At 70.9% G+C, this 16,602-nt stretch carries 8 protein-coding genes; 2 read left to right on the forward strand and 6 right to left on the reverse strand.

All coding sequences use genetic code 11. The annotated features are described in order from the left end of the window. Positions 1-838 precede the first annotated feature (838 nt). A complete protein-coding gene (locus tag OG556_RS33750) occupies positions 839-1,324 on the forward strand; it encodes a hypothetical protein (protein WP_331742788.1) in 486 nt (161 codons plus the stop codon). Between the two features lie 57 nt (positions 1,325-1,381). Here the strand turns inward: OG556_RS33750 and OG556_RS33755 are convergent, their stop codons facing one another. From OG556_RS33755 to OG556_RS33770, 4 genes are all read right to left on the reverse strand, one after another. Beyond that, complete coding sequence (locus OG556_RS33755; protein WP_331742790.1) at positions 1,382-2,002, reverse strand: hypothetical protein; 621 nt, start codon at positions 2,000-2,002, stop codon at positions 1,382-1,384. After that, positions 2,002-6,660 carry a DnaB-like helicase C-terminal domain-containing protein gene (locus tag OG556_RS33760; protein WP_331742792.1) on the reverse strand — a complete coding sequence of 1,553 codons (4,659 nt, stop codon included), beginning with the start codon at positions 6,658-6,660 and terminating at the stop codon, positions 2,002-2,004. The genes OG556_RS33755 and OG556_RS33760 overlap by 1 nt, the downstream gene beginning before the upstream one ends. A gap of 1,224 nt (positions 6,661-7,884) precedes the next feature. Next, positions 7,885-10,899, reverse strand: a complete 3,015-nt coding sequence (locus OG556_RS33765; protein WP_331742793.1) for an SMC family ATPase — start codon at positions 10,897-10,899, stop codon at positions 7,885-7,887. Further along, the gene (locus tag OG556_RS33770; RefSeq protein WP_331745354.1) at positions 10,899-12,053 is read right to left on the reverse strand and encodes an exonuclease SbcCD subunit D; all 1,155 of its coding nucleotides are present in this window, start codon (positions 12,051-12,053) and stop codon (positions 10,899-10,901) included. The genes OG556_RS33765 and OG556_RS33770 overlap by 1 nt, the downstream gene beginning before the upstream one ends. A gap of 313 nt (positions 12,054-12,366) precedes the next feature. On the opposite strand from OG556_RS33770, the gene OG556_RS33775 reads away from it, so the two are divergent. Further along, positions 12,367-14,295 carry an AAA family ATPase gene (locus tag OG556_RS33775; RefSeq protein WP_331742795.1) on the forward strand — a complete coding sequence of 643 codons (1,929 nt, stop codon included), beginning with the start codon at positions 12,367-12,369 and terminating at the stop codon, positions 14,293-14,295. Here the strand turns inward: OG556_RS33775 and OG556_RS33780 are convergent. Both OG556_RS33780 and OG556_RS33785 read right to left on the reverse strand, forming a co-directional pair. Next, a complete protein-coding gene (locus OG556_RS33780; protein WP_331742799.1) occupies positions 14,267-15,865 on the reverse strand; it encodes an IS1634 family transposase in 1,599 nt (532 codons plus the stop codon). The genes OG556_RS33775 and OG556_RS33780 overlap by 29 nt on opposite strands. Before the next feature lie 128 nt (positions 15,866-15,993). Further along, positions 15,994-16,233 carry a hypothetical protein gene (locus tag OG556_RS33785; protein WP_331742801.1) on the reverse strand — a complete coding sequence of 80 codons (240 nt, stop codon included), beginning with the start codon at positions 16,231-16,233 and terminating at the stop codon, positions 15,994-15,996. Positions 16,234-16,602 lie beyond the last annotated feature (369 nt).

Genomic DNA, 16,602 nt, shown 5'->3' on the forward strand with positions numbered 1-16,602 from the left:
CGCGCCGTCACTACCGTGACGGAATGCTGTAACGCCACTCCGTGGCTCTTGTCTAACTGGGGGAGGGTTCCGGTACAACTCTCGCCTGTCGGTGGGCTACCCGGGGGCCGGCCCTTGTACCGATTCCGAACACCCCCTGGCTGGCCTTTTCCCTCGTGAAGACGGTTCTTTAGGGCTCTGAACTGGGCTTTTCTTCTGTGCTCTCGGGCTTTGCCTGTCGCGAGCGGGCTACTCCCGGGGCCGGCCAGCTCCTTCGGGGGGACGCCCTCCGGGCGCCTGCCCTGTTCTGTACCGGGCTCCAGTTTTGTCACGGCACCCGCGTCGTTACAAGTCATTGGCCAGAGGATCTGTGACTCTGAGTCAGATAAGGGACTTGCTAGCTGGTCTGAACCAGTGAGGCACTTCTAGCGCCCCAATCGGGCCCTGTACAGGCATCGGGGGCATTTTCTGTAACGCGCCTGATTGACGGTCGCCTGTATCGGGATGATGACCCTTCATATCCTACGTGTTTCCCACTGCAGACGGGGAAGTTGTACCGGGCGCTATCAGCCTGAGCCTGTATCAGAATTGCACGGTCAGGGAATTCCGCCTGATGCCCCGTCTCCCCTCCAGGTTGTACCGGGGATTCATGCTGCGGCGCTTCGAGAATTGTACCGAGAATTCCTTCAGTAGCCGGGCATTCGGAGGCACGGGGTGGCTGCGGTGCCGCCGGCGGGCGGCTCGGCCGGCTGCTGCTCGGCCAGGTGGTGGAGCTCCGGCCCGGGCCCCGGCGGTGCACAGCGGGGCGGGGCCGGTCGCTGACTGGGTTACCTCGGGGGGCGGGCTCGTTGGCCTGGGTGTGAGCGACGAGGCGGCGCCGGTGGACGGCGGCACGATGTACGCCGTCGATGTCGGCAGCGAGCCGTTGCGGCCGTTGGGCATGCAGGCGTGGGCCGTCGAGGGGCAGCGGGCGCAGGTGGTCTTCGCGGCCTCGCACCGGGTCGAGACGTTCGCGTTGGCCGGCGGCCGCGGGCCGGATTCGCACCTGGCCGGGCTGGCGTCCGGCGGGTGGGCGCGGTTCGGTGACTTCGAGGGCTGGGCGGAGCCGGCGGTCGGCTGGTCGGCCGTCCTGGACGTGGCCGGCAACGTCCAGGACGGTGACCGGCCGGGCTGGCGTCTGCTTCTACGAGGGCGGTCTGAACAGCTCGCGCGTCTGGCGCCGTACCGCGCGCCGCCACGGTGCCTTCTTCGCCCTGGCTGGCTGCATCACCGGCCCTTGGGACATCGCGGAGGCGCAGCTGCGGGGGAAATGTACGCGCTGTTGTGCCCGGTGGTGCTGGTCTGAGCTGGGGTGGGGCGCAGCTGCAGCCCGGTGGGGCGGGCGCGCGGCTGGTGGGGGTGGTCAGGCGCCAAGGCCGATGTGGCGGACGTAGGTGTAGGCGCCCCAGTCGGAGTCGAGGTCGGCGATGACGTCGTCCCAGATCTCCTCCAGCTTGCCGATGTCGCCGGCGACCATGGCGTCGACGGCTTCGTCCCAGACGTAGCGGACCTGCAGGGTGCGGAGGCGCAGGTTGTCGCGGCGGCGCGGTTCGTCGACGACGTCCTGGTTGATGGGGTGGATCTCGACCCGGGTGCCCTTGCCGGCGTTGTTGAGGTGCTGCTTGAACGCGCCGGGGTTGTTGAGGATGTTGGCGGCGCGGAGGTTCCAGTAGGCGGTGTCGATGGCGTCGAGGTTGGCGGGTAGGGGGTGTTGCTTGCCCTTGGTCCAGGCGCTGATGGTCTTGGGGACGGCGGTGATGCCGGCGTCGGCCATGGCTTGGGCGCCGCCTTGGGTGGTGGTGAGGTACTTCATGCGGGCGGTGAGGCCCCGGCGGGTGGTGACGGGGGATTTGATGCCGCCTTCGATGATCATCCGTTCCAGGGCGTCTTCGAGGGCGCGGGCGAGGACGATTTTTCCGTGGCGGTTTTCGGGGTCGTCGGCGGCGCCGTATTTGCCGAAGTTCTTCCAGCCGTCGGTCGACATCAGGCGGCCTTCCCGAGGGTGTACTGGGTCTTGAGCTTCAGCTGGGTGGTGAGGCGGCCTTCTTCGAATACCGTGCGCCAGGGGAAATCTCCGGTGATGTGGAGTTCGTCGGTGCCGCGGAGGCGGACGATGGTGAGGCCGTGTTCGTGGGCGCGGTATGCCTTGTACCAGAGGTTGGCGAATGCCTGGCTGCGGAAGATGTGCATCCAGTCGGGTCGGCGGAGGTCGCGGTTGGTGGTGGATTCGCCGATGGTAGAGACAAAAATTGAGTAGATGGCCTTGATGTATTCTTCGGTGACTTTATCGCCTTCGAGGACGGCTTTCTCGCGGGCGGTGGTGAGGACGCGGCGGAACTTCTCCGCGATGTTCTCGGAGGCGCCGGAGGTCCAGGCCTGGGTGATGTACGGGGGATCGCAGAGGTCGAGCTTGTGGCAGCGGATCAGGAGGCGGATGGTGGCGTCGTCCAGGAAGACCGGGCCGGGCTCGCGGCGGTTGCCGATCGGGTCGGGCAGGTGCGGGTGGTGCCAGGTGGGGCGTTCGGGCAGGAGGTAGACGCCGGAGCGCTTGGGGTCGAAGCCGCCGTTGGGCTGGTGGACGAGGGAGCCGATGGGCAGCCAAGCCTTCAGGGCGCTGCAGTAGGCGGCGTTGGTGTCGAGGACGTCGACGGCCACGCTGGTGAGGGTGCCGTCCTTGAGCTGGGTCATGAGTGGGCCGTTCTCCCACTTGTGGCGGCCTTCCCAGATGTCGTCGGCTCCCTTCTTGGTCTTCTTGCTGAGGAATTCGAGGCGTTCGGGATAGACGGTGTGTTCGTAGTTTCCGCCGACTCGGGTTGCTTCGAAGAGGGCCATTGCGTTGGGAATTGCTTTGTTTTCCAGGGCGGCGATGGTGGCCTTGGTGTCGCCGTCGTGTTCCTGGAGGGCCTGGTCGACGACCGAGCTGATCATGTCGAGGTAGTAGCCGTAGTCCCGGCCGGCGTAGTTCCCGCCGTTGGTGCGGGCGGGCCTGGAGGTGGTCGTACGCGGCGCGTGGTCCCGGGTCGGGCGCAGCGGGTGGGTGGGGGGCTGGTCGGGTGTCAGGGTGTCCAGGGCGGCCGCGGTGGCCGGGGTGACCTCGGCGTCGGCGTCGGGCCGGGGCGCAGCGGGGGTGTTCTGGGTGGTGTGGCCGGGGACGGCGGCAGTGGGCCAAGGGGAGGCCGGTGTGGGCGCCTCCGGCGCCGGGTGGTGGGTGGCGTAGGGGTTGGAGGGGGTGGGGTTGGTGAGGCGGGCGTGGGTGCGGTCGGCGGTGAGGGTGAGGGTGGCTTGGGTACCGAGGTCGCGTTCGGCGATGGTGACGAGGAGTTGGGTGGTGGGGGCATCGGGGTGGGGATGGAGGGTGAGGGTGGTGTCGAGGCTGAGGGTGGTGATCAGGTCGTGCTGGTCGGTGTCGAGGATGGCCAGGACCGGGACGTGGTGGGTGCGGGCGAGGTGGGCCAGGGCCTGGGCGGCGTCGGTGAGGCGGGGGCCGGAGAGCGGGAGGCGGGGGTCGTCGAGGGCCTGGAGGCGGTCGACAACGACCAGGGCCAGGCCGGGCTGGCCGGTGGGGTGGGTGAGGTCGACGGCGGTCTCGGCGATGGCGTCGGGGGTGAGGTCGCTGCCGTCGTCGATGTAGAGGTGGGCGGCGGCGAGTTCGGCGTGGAGGGCGGTGACGTCGGCCTGTTCGGCGGGGGTGAGGCGGCCGGTCCGCAGGCGGCGGTAGTCGACGTGCAGGTGGGCGGCGACGATCCGGGCGGCGACGTCGGCGCGGGTGAGGCCGGAGGCGGCGTAGAGGACCGGCAGGCCGTGTTCGAGGGCGGTGGTGCGGGCGGTGGTGGTGGCAAGGAGGCTTGCGCCGATGCCGGGGGCGGCGGCGGCGAGGTAGAAGCGGCCGGGCTGGAGGCCGCCGAGGGCCTGGTCGAGGGTGGGGATGCCGGTGAACAGGGCGCGCGGGCCGGCCGGGGTGTTGGTGTGCGGGTCTGGGGTCTGGGGGGTGAGGACGGTCGTGAGGGCGTCGGCGAGCGGGGCCAGGCGGCGCGGGGGCCGCGGAGTGGCGGGCGCCGCGGGGGGCGTGGTGGCCGGCGGGGGCATGGCCGCGGGGGCGTGCAGGGCGGGTTCGCCGGCGGCCGGCGCGGGCGCGCTCGAGGTGGCCGGCTCGGCGTCGGCGGGGGCCAGCTGGCCGGGCGCAGCTGTGGCGGGGACGGGCTCGACTGCGGCCAGGGCCGGGACGGGCTGTCCGGTGGGCGCGGGCGGGTCGGCGGCCAGCGGCAGCAGGGCATCCGGGTCGACCAGGGGCAGGAGTTCGGAGGGGTCGACCAACGGCAGCAGCGGCGCGGCCGGGCCGGGGGTGACCGTGGCGGCCGGGGTCGCCGGGGTGGGGAACAGGGTGTCGTCCGGTGCATCAACCCCGCTACCGGGCGGGGTTGTTGATCCCTGGCGGGTGGTGCTGGCCTGGGCGCGGTTGTTCGAGGTCGGAGCGGTCGAGGACGCGGGCGCGCTCGGGGCGGACGGTGCGAGGGGCGCAGCTGCGGCGGGGACGGTGGCCGGGACGGGCTCGGCTGCGGCAGGCATCGGGGTGGGGGTCGGCTGGCTGCCGGGAGCGGCCGGCTCGGCGCCCGGGGTAATCGTTACAACTTCGTTGCTGTGTGGGGTTGTTGCTGGCGTGTCGGGTGTACCGGGGGCGGGGCGGCCGGGGTGGGTGGTGGGCGGGAGCGGGGTGCCGTCGGGGGTGGCGGGAAGCAGCACGGCGAGGGGGGTGACGTGGCGGCGCAGGACCTGGGGGTGGCCGGTGGCGGCGGCCTGGATGAGGTCGCCGAGTTTCTTGCGGGCGTCGGCGGTGCCGTGTGCGGGGGCGGGGGTGAGGTCCCAGCCCAGGGTGGTGGCGGTGGTGGGGGCGGTGAGCAGGGCGTGGTGGGTGCCGCGGGCCAGGGGGGTGGAGGTGCCCTCGCCGGCGGCGCGGATCAGCTGCGGGAGGGTGCTGCGGGCCTGGTGGAGCGTCTGCGGGCTCGGGGCCAGGACCAGGGCGAGGTCCAGAGGCGGGGCCGGAGCGGGGCGCAGCGGGACGGGGTCCGGCACGGTGGCGGTGTCGGCCGCCGGAGTGGGCGGCGAACCGGCGGCGGGAGCGTCGGTACGCGGCGGTACGGGCGCCGGGGTCCGGGCGGCGGGGGTGTGGGGGGCCGTGGGCACGGTGGTGTCCTGGGGATTCGGGGCGGCGGCGGACGCCGGTACGGGGTCGTCGGCCGGGGTGTCGGGGAAGGCGGGGCCGGGCGGCGGTGTGAGGTCTCCGGTGGGCGGGGCGGCCTGGCCGGGAGCGGACCGCGGCACGGTGGTCGCGGGGCCGGGTGAGGCGACGTCGGGGCCGACGGCCAGAGCGGGGGCCGTCGGGCCGGAAGCGGCGGGCGGCGGCAGGTGTGCCCCGGCGTCGGTCGCCCTGGGCCGGCTGGTGGCGGGCTCGGGTGCGGTCCGGCCGACGGCCGGGCGGGAAGTGACAAGGTCTTCACCGGACGGACCAGCGGTGCCCGGCGGACGGCTGGCGGCCAGGGCGTTCTCACGCGCCTCCGGCGCGGGGGCCAGGCGGTGGTGGCCGGCCGTGGACTTCAGGCTCGCCAGCTTGGGGCGGTCAAGGACGGTGTCGAGACCGGGCTCGCCGACCAGGACCAGGGGGAAGCGCTCCGGCCCGCCCCGCGCCCACAGACCGTGGAGCGTCTGCAGCGCGGCAGTGGCCAGGCGGTGGGCGTCGGGCACGACCAGCAGGCGGGCGGCGCGGCCGAGCTCGGCGGCGATCAGCTCCAGCGCGGCGTTCCGCGCGCGGGGCCGAGGGCGGCGGTGGTCGAGACCGAGGGCGGTGTACAGGACGTGGATGAGGGCGGCTTCGTCGGTGCCGGGGTGGGGGCGGACCTGGACGGCGGGCAGGGGCTGCTGCTGGGTGGCCGTGGCAATGGCCGGGGTCGCGGTGGTGGCCGGGCCGGTGACGCACAGGATCGCCCGGTGTTCGACGGTCGTGAGCAGGTCCTGGAGCAGGCTGTCCGCCGTTGGGTGGGCGGCCGGAGAGGCCGGCGGCACGGTCGTGTCGGCGGCGGTTGGGTTGGGGTGGTCAGCGGGGACCGGCACGGCGGCGGTGTCGGCCGCCGGAGCGGGCGCCGACCCGGCGGCGGCCGCGCCCGCAACCGGCGCAGCAGTGGACACGGGGGCCGGGCCGGGGTCCGGGACCGGGGTGGCGGCCAGCGCAGCCGATGCAGCGTCAACGGCTTTGGAAACAAGGAGAGTTATGGCGGCCTGGGTAGCCGGGTGGGGGACATCGCTGCCCGGGGCCGGACGTAGCGGGGCCGGGCCGACGGTGGTGTCGGTCTCCGGAGCGGCGGGCGGCGCCTGGGCCGGTTCCACCCCGGCGGCGAACTCGGCCGCGGCGACCGCGCCCAGTGCGGGCCGCAGGTGGTCGGCCACAAGCTGCTTTAGGGCCTTGTACATCTGGCCGGCCCGCTGGCTGGTCGGGCCGCCGAACGCGCCGCGGGGAGCGGTGAGCAGCGCGAGCCAGTGCGGACCGGTGAGCTTGCCCCGGGCCGCGGCTCCGAGGGCGGACTTCAGCTTGCGGCCCGCCGGAGTGGCCAGGTGACCGCGTGCCGGGTTCACCAGCTGGTAGGCGGGCATCGCCAGGTTCTGGCGCGGCCCCCGCGGGATCGACGTCCACAGCGGGTCCTGCGGGCCGGGAAGGACGAGGTACCCGGCCGCCCCCGGCTCCGGGGCGGGAGCAGCGGACCGGGCGGACGGAGCGTCGGCGGACCGGGCGGGGGCACGGCGTGAGGACTCGGCCCCGCGTGCGCCTTCGCGCGGGGTGCTGCCGGAGTGGGCCGGGCCCGGCGGCCGGCCGCCGGTCGTGCCCGGACCGCCAGCGGTCGTTCCCGCAGCTGTGTCCGGGGGGCCGACGCCCCCTGCGGCCGGGAGGAGCGGGTCCTCGCCGGCCGGAGCCGTGCCGGTGCCGGTGGTACCGGCACCACCCGTGCTGCTGGTGCTGCCCGCAGCTGCACGGGAGAGACGTGAACGGGAGGAGGGCACCAAAAACTCCAAGGACGCAGAAGGAGTGAGGAGAGCAGACCGGCCCCGGCGGGCCGCCGGTCCGACCGGCCGGACCGGCGGGAACAGCCCGGCAGCGGGCCCGCGCGCGGGCGACAGCCAGCGCCCGGGCGGTGGGTGTACCCGCACCCACCGAAGGTGTAACGCTGGCCGTCAGTCTAGCCGCACCGGTACACAATGTGGGGCCGATTGTTGTAACGAGAACGAGTGAAAGGCGCGCTGTCCGGGGGCCGGCCTCACAGGGCGTGGCCCGGCGCGACACCCGGCGGCCGGGAGGCTCCCAGAACGGGCGGGTCGGGCGGGAGAAACGGATGGCGGACGGAACCCGTGACGGACCTGCAGAGGCTCCGGGCCGGCCCGCGTGGCGGCCGGACAGCGACCCGGGCGGCAGAAGCGGACGGGAGCGGGCGCGGGTGGCCGCCGGGGCACGGCCCGGGATAGCGGCGGCGGAGAAGCCACTCCCCCACCGGACCGGCCGGAAACAGCCCGGCAGCGGGAGGCAGCGGCGGGCCGGGAGAGCACACTCCCCCGCCACCCCGGCCGGAGCCGCAGGGCCGCCGCAAACCACGAGCTGCAGGCTCTGAGCTGGCCTGACGGCCGACGCAACGACGGGCGGAGACTCACGAGCAGGCCGGACGGGGACGACGACCGGGCGGGACGGCGGGACGGCACGCGCGGCGAACATGGGAGGCCTGCGGCCGACACGTCTTGCCAAGCCTCGTACCAGCTGGTCAGGCCCAAGCAGCGATCCCGCTTGCCTCAGCCTGAACCGTCAATCGGGCCGGTTCGGCTGAGGACGGTTCATATGTCTGCGTCGACCAGCGGGTGCACGGTGGAGCCGGCCTGATGGCGCTTCTTGACGTGGAGCTGGGTGGGGATGCGGCGCCGCAGCTCTCCTACATGGCTGACCACGCCAACTGCCCGGTTTCCGGCTCGCAGGTGGTCGAGCACGTCCATGACGTCGGTCAGGCTCTGCTCGTCGAGGCTGCCGAAGCCCTCGTCGATAAAGAGCGTCCCCAGCGGCCGGCCACTGGCTTCCTGGGTCACGACGTCGGCCAACCCCAGAGCCAGGGCCAGAGCGGTGGTGAAGGTCTCTCCGCCGGATAGGGTGGAGGTCTCGCGTTCCACGCCCGTCCAGTCGTCACGTATGCGCAGGCCGAGGCCGGCTTTGGCGCGGCCTTGTCCGGTCTCCTTCTCGTGGCTGTGGCGAAGTTGGTAGCGGTCGTTGGTCATGATGCTCAGGCGCTTGTTGGCCGCGTCCGCGATCTGTTCGAGGCGGCCCGCGAGGACGTACGCCTCCAGCTCCATGCTCAGCGTGTTGACCGCGCCGGTTCCGGCTGCGACGCTGGCAAGACGGTCGACGAGCGCGCTCTCGGCCCTGAGCGGCTCCGCCGCTGCCACACGAGCGTCCAGGTCAGCGGTCAGGTGGGCCAGGTTCTGGGCGCGCTCCCGGGCCTGCTGGAGCTTGACGGCCGCGTCGGTGGCGCTGCTCTCGGCGTGCGCCAGGGCTTCTTGTGCCACTGCAGGGTCGGCTTGCGGCTGGCGGGCTGCTTCGAGGAGTTCTGCTTCGGCGAGGATGCTGTCGACCACCGCGAACTGCTTCCCCCACTGCTCCAGTTGCTCGTGCCACTGCTGCAGCACCGAGGAGGAGGAGAGCGCTGCGGTTGCTTCGTCGAGGTCGGCGAAGCCCGCTTGCATGGTGGCGTCGGCAGTGGTGCGCTGTGTCTCGGCCAGGTGTGCCTTGGCGCTCTCGGTGGCCTGAGCGGCGTCCAGGGCGGTGGCCAGGCGATCGGCAGTGGTGGTCAGCGAGGTGAGCCGCTTGGTCAGTGATGCTTCCTCGGCGCGCGCCTGTGTCAGGACGGCGGCGAGCTGGCTCTCCTGCTGGGCGAGCAGGGCGCTGCGGGCCTGGATCTCGGTCAGCGCTTCGCGGGTGCGGTTGCGCTGGTTCGTTTGTGTCTCGTGCTCGTTCTGGAGGCGTGTCAGTGCTTCTTGGGCGGGATGCAGTTCGGCTGCTTTGGCCCGTGCGCGGTCTTGGGTGGCTGTGGCGTCGGCGAGCCTTGCTTGAAGGTCGGGTACTGGATCGGTTCCGGCGGCCCCGATGGTGCGGGCGTGCTGTGCGGCGAGGTCGCTGCGCAGGTTCATCGCCTCTTCGTGGGCGTTGCGGGCCTCGTCGTAGTTCTCTTGTGCGGTGTCCTCGTCCTGGCGGGTGGGTTGGTCTGCGGCGGGCCGGGCGGGGGCGGGGTGAACGGGTGATCCGCAGACTTGGCACGGCTGGCCGGTTTCCAGCACGGCGGCGAGCTCGCCCGCCATGCCGTCCATGCGGCGCTGCCGCAGGTCCAGCCAGGTCTGCTGTGCCCTCAGCATCTCCTTCTCGCGCTCGGTCTCATTGGTGGTGGCGCGGCTGAGCTTGACGGCGAGGGCGTCGCGTTCGACCGCGGTCGCGAGCTGAAGTGCGAGTGACTTGTGGGTCGCTTCCAGGGACGGCAGCTCTTGGACGGCACGCTCGAGATCGGCGATCTTGCCGGTGTGGTGTTCCAGGGTGTTGAGCCAGTCCTTGAGCCAGGCTTCGGCCTCGTCGTATTGCTCCTGGGCGTGCTCTTCCTTCTCGCGCAGGGTGTCCAGTTGCTCGGACAGGGCCGCGTGCCGCTCCTCCTCGGGCAGCAGGCCCTCCAGTCGTCCCTTCTCGGCGTGGAGTCGTTGCTGGGCCGCCTGCAGTCCGGGGATGTCCTCGCTGGTGTCCTGTGCGTCCAGGAGCAAACGCGCGCGGCTCTCTGCGTCCTTCGCGGCTTTCAGGGCCTTGGTGTGGGCTGCCGTCTGGTCGAGGAGAGGGCGTAGCGGCTCGGCGCGGCGACCGGCCTCGAGTTGCCGGCGCAGGCGCGGGTGGTCGGTGGCGGTCTCCTCCAAAGCGGCGCGCTGGGTGAGTGCCGTTTGGTGCCGGGCTTGCTTCCCCGCCAGGTCGCTGGTCTTGCTCAGGTGGTCCTTGGCGGCTTGGTAGGTCTGTTCGGCCTGCTGCGCTTGTGCGGCGGCTACTGTGCAGTCGTCCTCGGCGGTGGCGGTTAGGCGTCGTGCCCACGGGAGCCAGGCGGTGAGGTGACGCTCGTCGGGCCGGGCGTCGGTGCGGGCTGTCAGGGTGGGGCCGGCCTCCTGGTCGATGCGCTCTGCCAGGAGCAGGACGTGTGCGGTTGCACCGTCGGCCTCACGGTGGAGGGCTTTGGCGCGGTTGGCGAGCCAGACGGTCAGGTCGCGGAAGCGCCGGGTGCCGAACAGCTTGCCGAGCAGCTTGCGGCGTTCTTCGGCGCCCGCGTGCAGGAACGCGGCGAACTCGCCCTGCGGGAGCAGCACGACCTGGCAGAACTGTTCCTTGGTCAGTCCCAGGATGTCGGTGACTTCCTTGTTGGCTTCCTGGTGGCTGGAGGAGATCGCCTGCCAGTGGTGGGCGCCGTCGGGACCGGTGGTGCGCTCCAGGAGCTGGACGGTGGCTTCGGCGGTGGCGATGCCGTTCTTGGCCCGGGTGCTGGGATAGCTCTGCTTGGGCGTACGCATGATCTTGAAGCGGCGGTCCGCCGCGGTGAACTCCAGGGCGACCGCGGTGCGGATGCCAACTTGGGCGTGGTGGCTGCGCAGACGGTGCTCGGTGCGCTGGCCGGGCACTCTTCCGTACAGGGCGAAGCAGAGCGCGTCCAGGACGCTGGTCTTGCCCGCTCCGGTGTCGCCGTGCAGGAGGAACACGCCCGAGTTGGTCAGTTCGTCGAAGTCGACGGTCTCGGTGCCGGCGAAGGGACCGAAGGCCGTGATGGTCAGGTGGTGAGGGCGCATCAGCTGGCCTCTCGCTCAGCGGCGGCGGTGCGGACCTCTTCCAGTCCCTGCAACAGGAGCTGCTGCTCGGTGTCGGTCGCGTGGCTGTGGGTGACGTAGCTCAGGAAGTCGACGGCGATCTCGTGGTCTGTTCGTCCCTCGACCCGGGAGCGGAACGTCGTGTCGTCCGCGGGCTGCTCTTCGGCGGTGAAGGTGAGCTTGAGGATGTGGGGAAAGCGCTGCCGCAACTGTTCCATGGCCATGTAGGGGCGGTCCGGGTCGGTCAGGGAGACATGCAGCCAGCACTGCTCGAACCGGGTGTGGTCCGGATCCTTCAGGAGGTCCTTGAGGTTGCCGGTGATGTGGTGAAGCGGTCGTGTCACCGGGCAGGGGATCTTCTCGGCGGTCACGCCGCCGTCGGCGCCCAGGTCGACCAGCCACATCGCCTTGTCGTAAGGGGCCTCGGAGAACGAGTAAGCAATCGGGGAGCCGCTGTAGCGGATGCGGTCGCTGATGGTCTGGCAGCGGTGCAGATGTCCAAGGGCGACGTAGTCGGCGCCGGTGAACACCGCCGCCGGAACGCTCGGGACGCCGCCGGCGCTGATGTCGCGCTCACTGTCGCTGGTCTTGGCGTCTGTGACGAAGGCGTGGGCGAGCACGACGGACCGGGTTCCGGGCCGGGCGGCCAGGTCCGCGCGGACCCGGTCCATCGCAGCGGTGAGCACGGCTTGGTGGCTCGCAGCCTCCGCGCCAAGGCTGACGTGGACCAGGGCGGGCTCGAAGTAGGGCAGGCCGTAGAAGGCTACGGGCCCGTGCTCGTCCTCGACGACGGCGGGGCGCGCGCAGTCGGAGGGATCGGTACGCAGGTGGATACCGGCCCGTTCGATCAGGCGTGCGTTGACTCCCAGGCGCCGCGGGGAGTCGTGGTTCCCGCTGATCATGATCAGTGGGACGCCGAGGCCGGCGAGTTCTTCGAGGACCCAGGTGAACAGGTCGATGGCGTCCAGCGGCGGGATCGCACGGTCGAACACATCGCCGGCAACGGCGACGACCTCGATGTTCTTGGTGCGGACCAGGTCCGCCAAAGCTTCGAGGAACGCCCGCTGGGCTTTGATGAGCGACTCGCGGTGCAGGGAGCGGCCCAGGTGCCAGTCGGAGGTGTGCAGGATCCGCATGCGCAGCGACAGTACCTGACGCACGGTCTCCCCCGCGAACGAACTTACACATCAGCTGAGTTCGCTAGTCTCAGGAGACGGTCGGCGGGCAGTGGCTTGGTCGCCGAGGGCCTGTCCTGCACTCATCTGGGCAGGAGCCCCAGCTGGCGGGCCCTTGGGGGCGCCAGGCTGCCCGCGTGGAGTGGGGCGGACGTTCTAGGATGGTGTCCCTCACATCATCACAGTTATGTGCCAGCAGAACTGACGGTGCGGCACCCCTGTCGCAGTGGTCGTTGGTCGGGTTGGCCCCCGGAGCCATGGAGCGGTCGAGGCAGTGCACCTGAAGAGCTTCAGCATCAGCGGGTTTCGATCGCTGACCGACGTCGCCGACATCCCGGTGAGCAGGCCGACGATCCTGGCCGGGCACAACGACGGGGGCAAGAGCGCCGTGCTCGACGCGCTGGCGTTCCTGCTGGGCAAGCGGTCCCTGTCCGACGACGACCGCAGCTACAGCGGCACCGACACCGAGCAGGAGCCCGGTGAGGGTGCCGGCCGGATGCCGAGCACGAGCGTGACCGGGGTGTTCCTGCTGGACGAGTGGGAGCAGGGCGCGTTCGACCTGCCGGCCGAGGTAAGGGCGCGCCGGTGGGCAGCTCTGGAGGCTTCGCCGCTTCTCCAGGTGTGGGGGCCAGTGCCCGACGACGAGCGACTGGCGGACCTGTCGCGGCATCTGGTGCCCGCGTTGAAGGCGTTGGTGGCGGAGCTGGGGCTGGCACCGCTCTCGCAACGGCGGGCCGACCTAGAGGCAGCGTTGCGGCAGTACGCCGCCGGGCACTCCGCCGAGGGCTGGGGCCCGGCCCCTGGCGGCTTCGACAAGCGCATGCCGGCGTTCCTGCCGTTCGACGGCAAGGCCGCACGGCCCGACGACCAGATCAAGACCGCGCTGAGCGGCCGCTTCCAGCACCACATGGCCGACCCCGAGCTCAAGGGCCGCCTGGGCGCGATAGAGCTGGACATCCAGGAGCGTCTTCGGATCGACGCCAAGTCGCTGTGCGAGCACATCCAGGACCGGTGCCCCGACCTGGCTGAGGTCTTCGTGGAGCCCGAGGTGTCCTTCACCCAGGGCTTCCGCGGCGCTCCGCTGCGCATCGCCCGCGCCGCCGGAGAGCCGGTCGGGCTGGAGCGGTCGGGGCTGGGCAGCAACCGTCGCGTGTCCCTGGCGATCTGGGAGTGGAACAACGAGCTGCTGATAGAAGAGGAAATCACCGCCGCGGCGGAGGACTCGGCCGACGACGGGGAACCGGTGGCTCCGCCCGTGCAGACCATCGTGGTCTACGACGAACCCGACACCCATCTGGACTACGACCACCAGCGGCGGATCATGAACCTGATCCGTGAACAGAGCGCACTCCCCCACGTCAGCGTCATGGTTGCCACGCACTCGATGAACCTGATCGACGGCGTCGACATCAGCGACGTCGTCCATCTGAAGCTGGAGAACCACCGCACCATGGTGGAACGGCTGGGCGCGGGCGTGGTCGGCCCGGCCATAGACATCCACCTGGGAAAGATCGCCGCCGCAGTCGGACTGCGGAACACCGTGCTGCTCCACGAGCGCTGCTTCCTGGCGGTGGAGGGCGACACCGAGCAGCGTGCCTTCCCCGTGCTGTTCCGGCTGTGCGAGGGAATGTCGCTGCAGGCCGCCGGCATCGCCCTGTGGGCGTGCTTCAACAATGAAGGCGCGCTGCACCTGGCCCGCTACCTCGTGGAGTGGGATCGGACGGTAATGCTCGTGGTCGACGCCGACAGCCGCAATGTCAGCAAGAGCATCTTCAAGGAGGCGAAGCTCACCCAGTTCTTCGGGACCAGCGCTGACCGGTACGTGAAGTTCCTCGGCGAACCGGACCATGCCGCCGAGGGCCAGGAACGCGACAACGAGCTGGAGGAGATCTTCACCGACCCAGTGTGGGCGAAGGTCGCCAACAAGGCCTGGCCGAAGGAGGAGGGCGAGTGGTCGGCGTCCGATTTCACCGCGCTGCGCGCCCCGGGCAAGAAGTTCAGCGAGCAGGTCAAGGAGCTCCTTCAGGTCGGCAGCCCGCAGGGACCGGGTGGCAAGCCGGACATGATGTACACGCTCGCCGCCACGCTGGACACCCCCGATGACGTCCCTCTCCAGTTGCGCTCGGTCTTCTCCGAGCTCAGGACGCTAGCCCCGTACTTCGCGGGTCGCCGTTTCAGGTCATTGGCCAGCGGGTTTGAGTGACTTCGATGCCGAGGAGGTCGAGGAGGTGGAGCTGGACTCCTCGGCTGATCTGGACGGTGGGTGGATCGGTGACATTGCCGATCCGCAGGGTGAGTTCGCTCAGGTGGTAGAGGATCATGCGGCCTGTGGGCCGCACCCGGCGGTTGTCCGGGTAGAGGCCGACCATCGTCTGCTCGGGGCCCAGGGCTTGTCTGACCTGGCGCTCGATCAGGCTGAAGACCAGCAGGGCCAGGCAGATGACCTGGATCAAGGCGGCGACGCGGTGGTTGTGCTGCACGAACAGCGGGGTGACCGCCAGGGGGCCCTTGAAGTCCGCGTAACGGCGCTCGACCGATCCCTGGCCCTTGTACTGGATCAGGACCTGCCCAGGGTCGGCCTGCTCGGGGGCCAGCGCCGTCAGCAGCGCGTACCAGCCGTCGGCTGCCGCCTCGTCGTCCAAGACCTGCTGGTCGAAGTGCCAGGCCAGGGTGGGCCTGCCGTTGTCGTCCTCGCCGATCTCGGTACGCAGGCAGGAGGCGACCCGCCGGGTCTTGGCGATCACGCCGATACGGGCCGCGATCTTCTCGACGGTGTTGTAGTACTTGCCGCCGGCTCCGCGCTGGACCTTGTCCAGGTCCTCGGCCGCGCGGGTGAGACGTTTGTTGCGGGCGGCCTGCTGGCCCGCAGCGTTGCCGGTGGAGTGGACCAGGATTCGGCGAACGCTCAGGACCGGGTCGCGCTTGCGCGGACCGTTCAGGGTGTGGACGTCCTCCAGCACCCGGTAGACCTCGCGCCGGGCGGGGTCCTTGCCCGCGTCGCGGTCGGGCACCCAGTCCACGACAGTGGCGGCCTCCAGGTCCAAGGCGGCATAGAAACCGTCCTTGACCTGGGCCGCCGGGACAGGGGCGATGAACGCCGTCCCGGCTGCCAGCAGTGCGGCGACGTTCGGGTAGGAGACCAGTTTGGAATCGGCAACCAGCAGGAAGTCCTGTTCGCCGGCCAGCTTCCGCAGATCCTTCATCGCCCCGACCACCTGGGACACCTCAGCCGCGCCCCCGCCGAAGACCCGGGCGTGGACCGGGATACCGCCGTCACCGGTAACCGCGAGCCCGGCCTGGACCTGCTTCAGGTCCACCCGGCGGTCCTTGGGATGACCGTGCTTGATCACCGGGAACGCGTCGTCCTGGTCTTCCAGCGGGTAGGCCCCGTGGACGGACATGGACGTCATGTCCCAGTGCAACCGCGACACGTCGATGCCGAACTCGGTGATCGCCCGCGCGCCGACGGTGCCCGCGAGTTGCTCCAGCTTCGGGGCGATCGCGTCCAGTGCCCGCGCGAGGCGGTCGTCGTTGAGCAGGCCCGCCTCGATGCCCAGGACCTCCTCCACTGCCCAGGTCCGGGCCCAGTCGCCAACCCGGAACAGCGGTATCGGCGAGGTCAGCCGGTTCGCGACCAGCGCCTCGATGACCTGCCCGTGCGTCAGGTGAGCGCTCGGCGCGGACGGGCACAACCCGTCGACGATCCCGGCCACGTCCAGCCGGCGCAGAAACTCGGCAGCGACAGGCAGAGCGCCCAGACGCTTCTCCACCACAGACGTCACCACGCACTCAAGGCGCTGACGCTGGGACCGAGGCCGCGGGGACCGGGAAGTCATCGACACACCCGGCTAACGCCCACAGCCTCGCCCCGGATACGACCGAACCCCCTACTCCAACCGATTCAACGACCCGCGAAGTACGGGGCTAGCGGGATGATCGCAGCCGACAGGGCCTGCCCGTCGGGCCGCTGACGGGCCCGGCGGGCCTGCATCCGCTCCTTGCGCTGTTCCAGCGTGGGCGGCTCCCACGTGTGCCAACCAACGGGCGGCTTCCAGCGCTGCATGTGCTGGCGCTCCTCCACACCGCACCAGCGGCAGCCGCCGGGTGAAGGTATGTGCACGTCGAGACCCTTCGCGGGCATGTCCACTCCTCTCGCGACGTCTTCGATTCTGCCCCCTGGCACTGACATCACGCGTGCAGGCGCATGGCCAAAGAGTCGGCCGCACACGAGGGTGCTGAGCCTTCGGTCAGGTCAGCGTCGCCGTCGTGGTCGGGCCCGCGGGCGGATGCTGCTCACAGCACGCTCCTGGGGAGCTCGGATTGGACCCACGAGCGCAAATGGCGGCTTCCGGTCCCCGAGTACCTGTGGCTCGGGCCCCTGGTCGACGCCCCGTCCTGGACGCCTGCCCAGCCGACCGGCAAGTACATCAGCCTTGAGACGGGACAGTCCTCAACGCCAGGCGCGCCTGATCAGCGTGTCATGCTCTACTCCCCTGCGGTCTCGCCCGTC

The organism is Kitasatospora sp. NBC_01300 (genome assembly GCF_041435235.1).
GTDB lineage: Bacteria > Actinomycetota > Actinomycetes > Streptomycetales > Streptomycetaceae > Kitasatospora.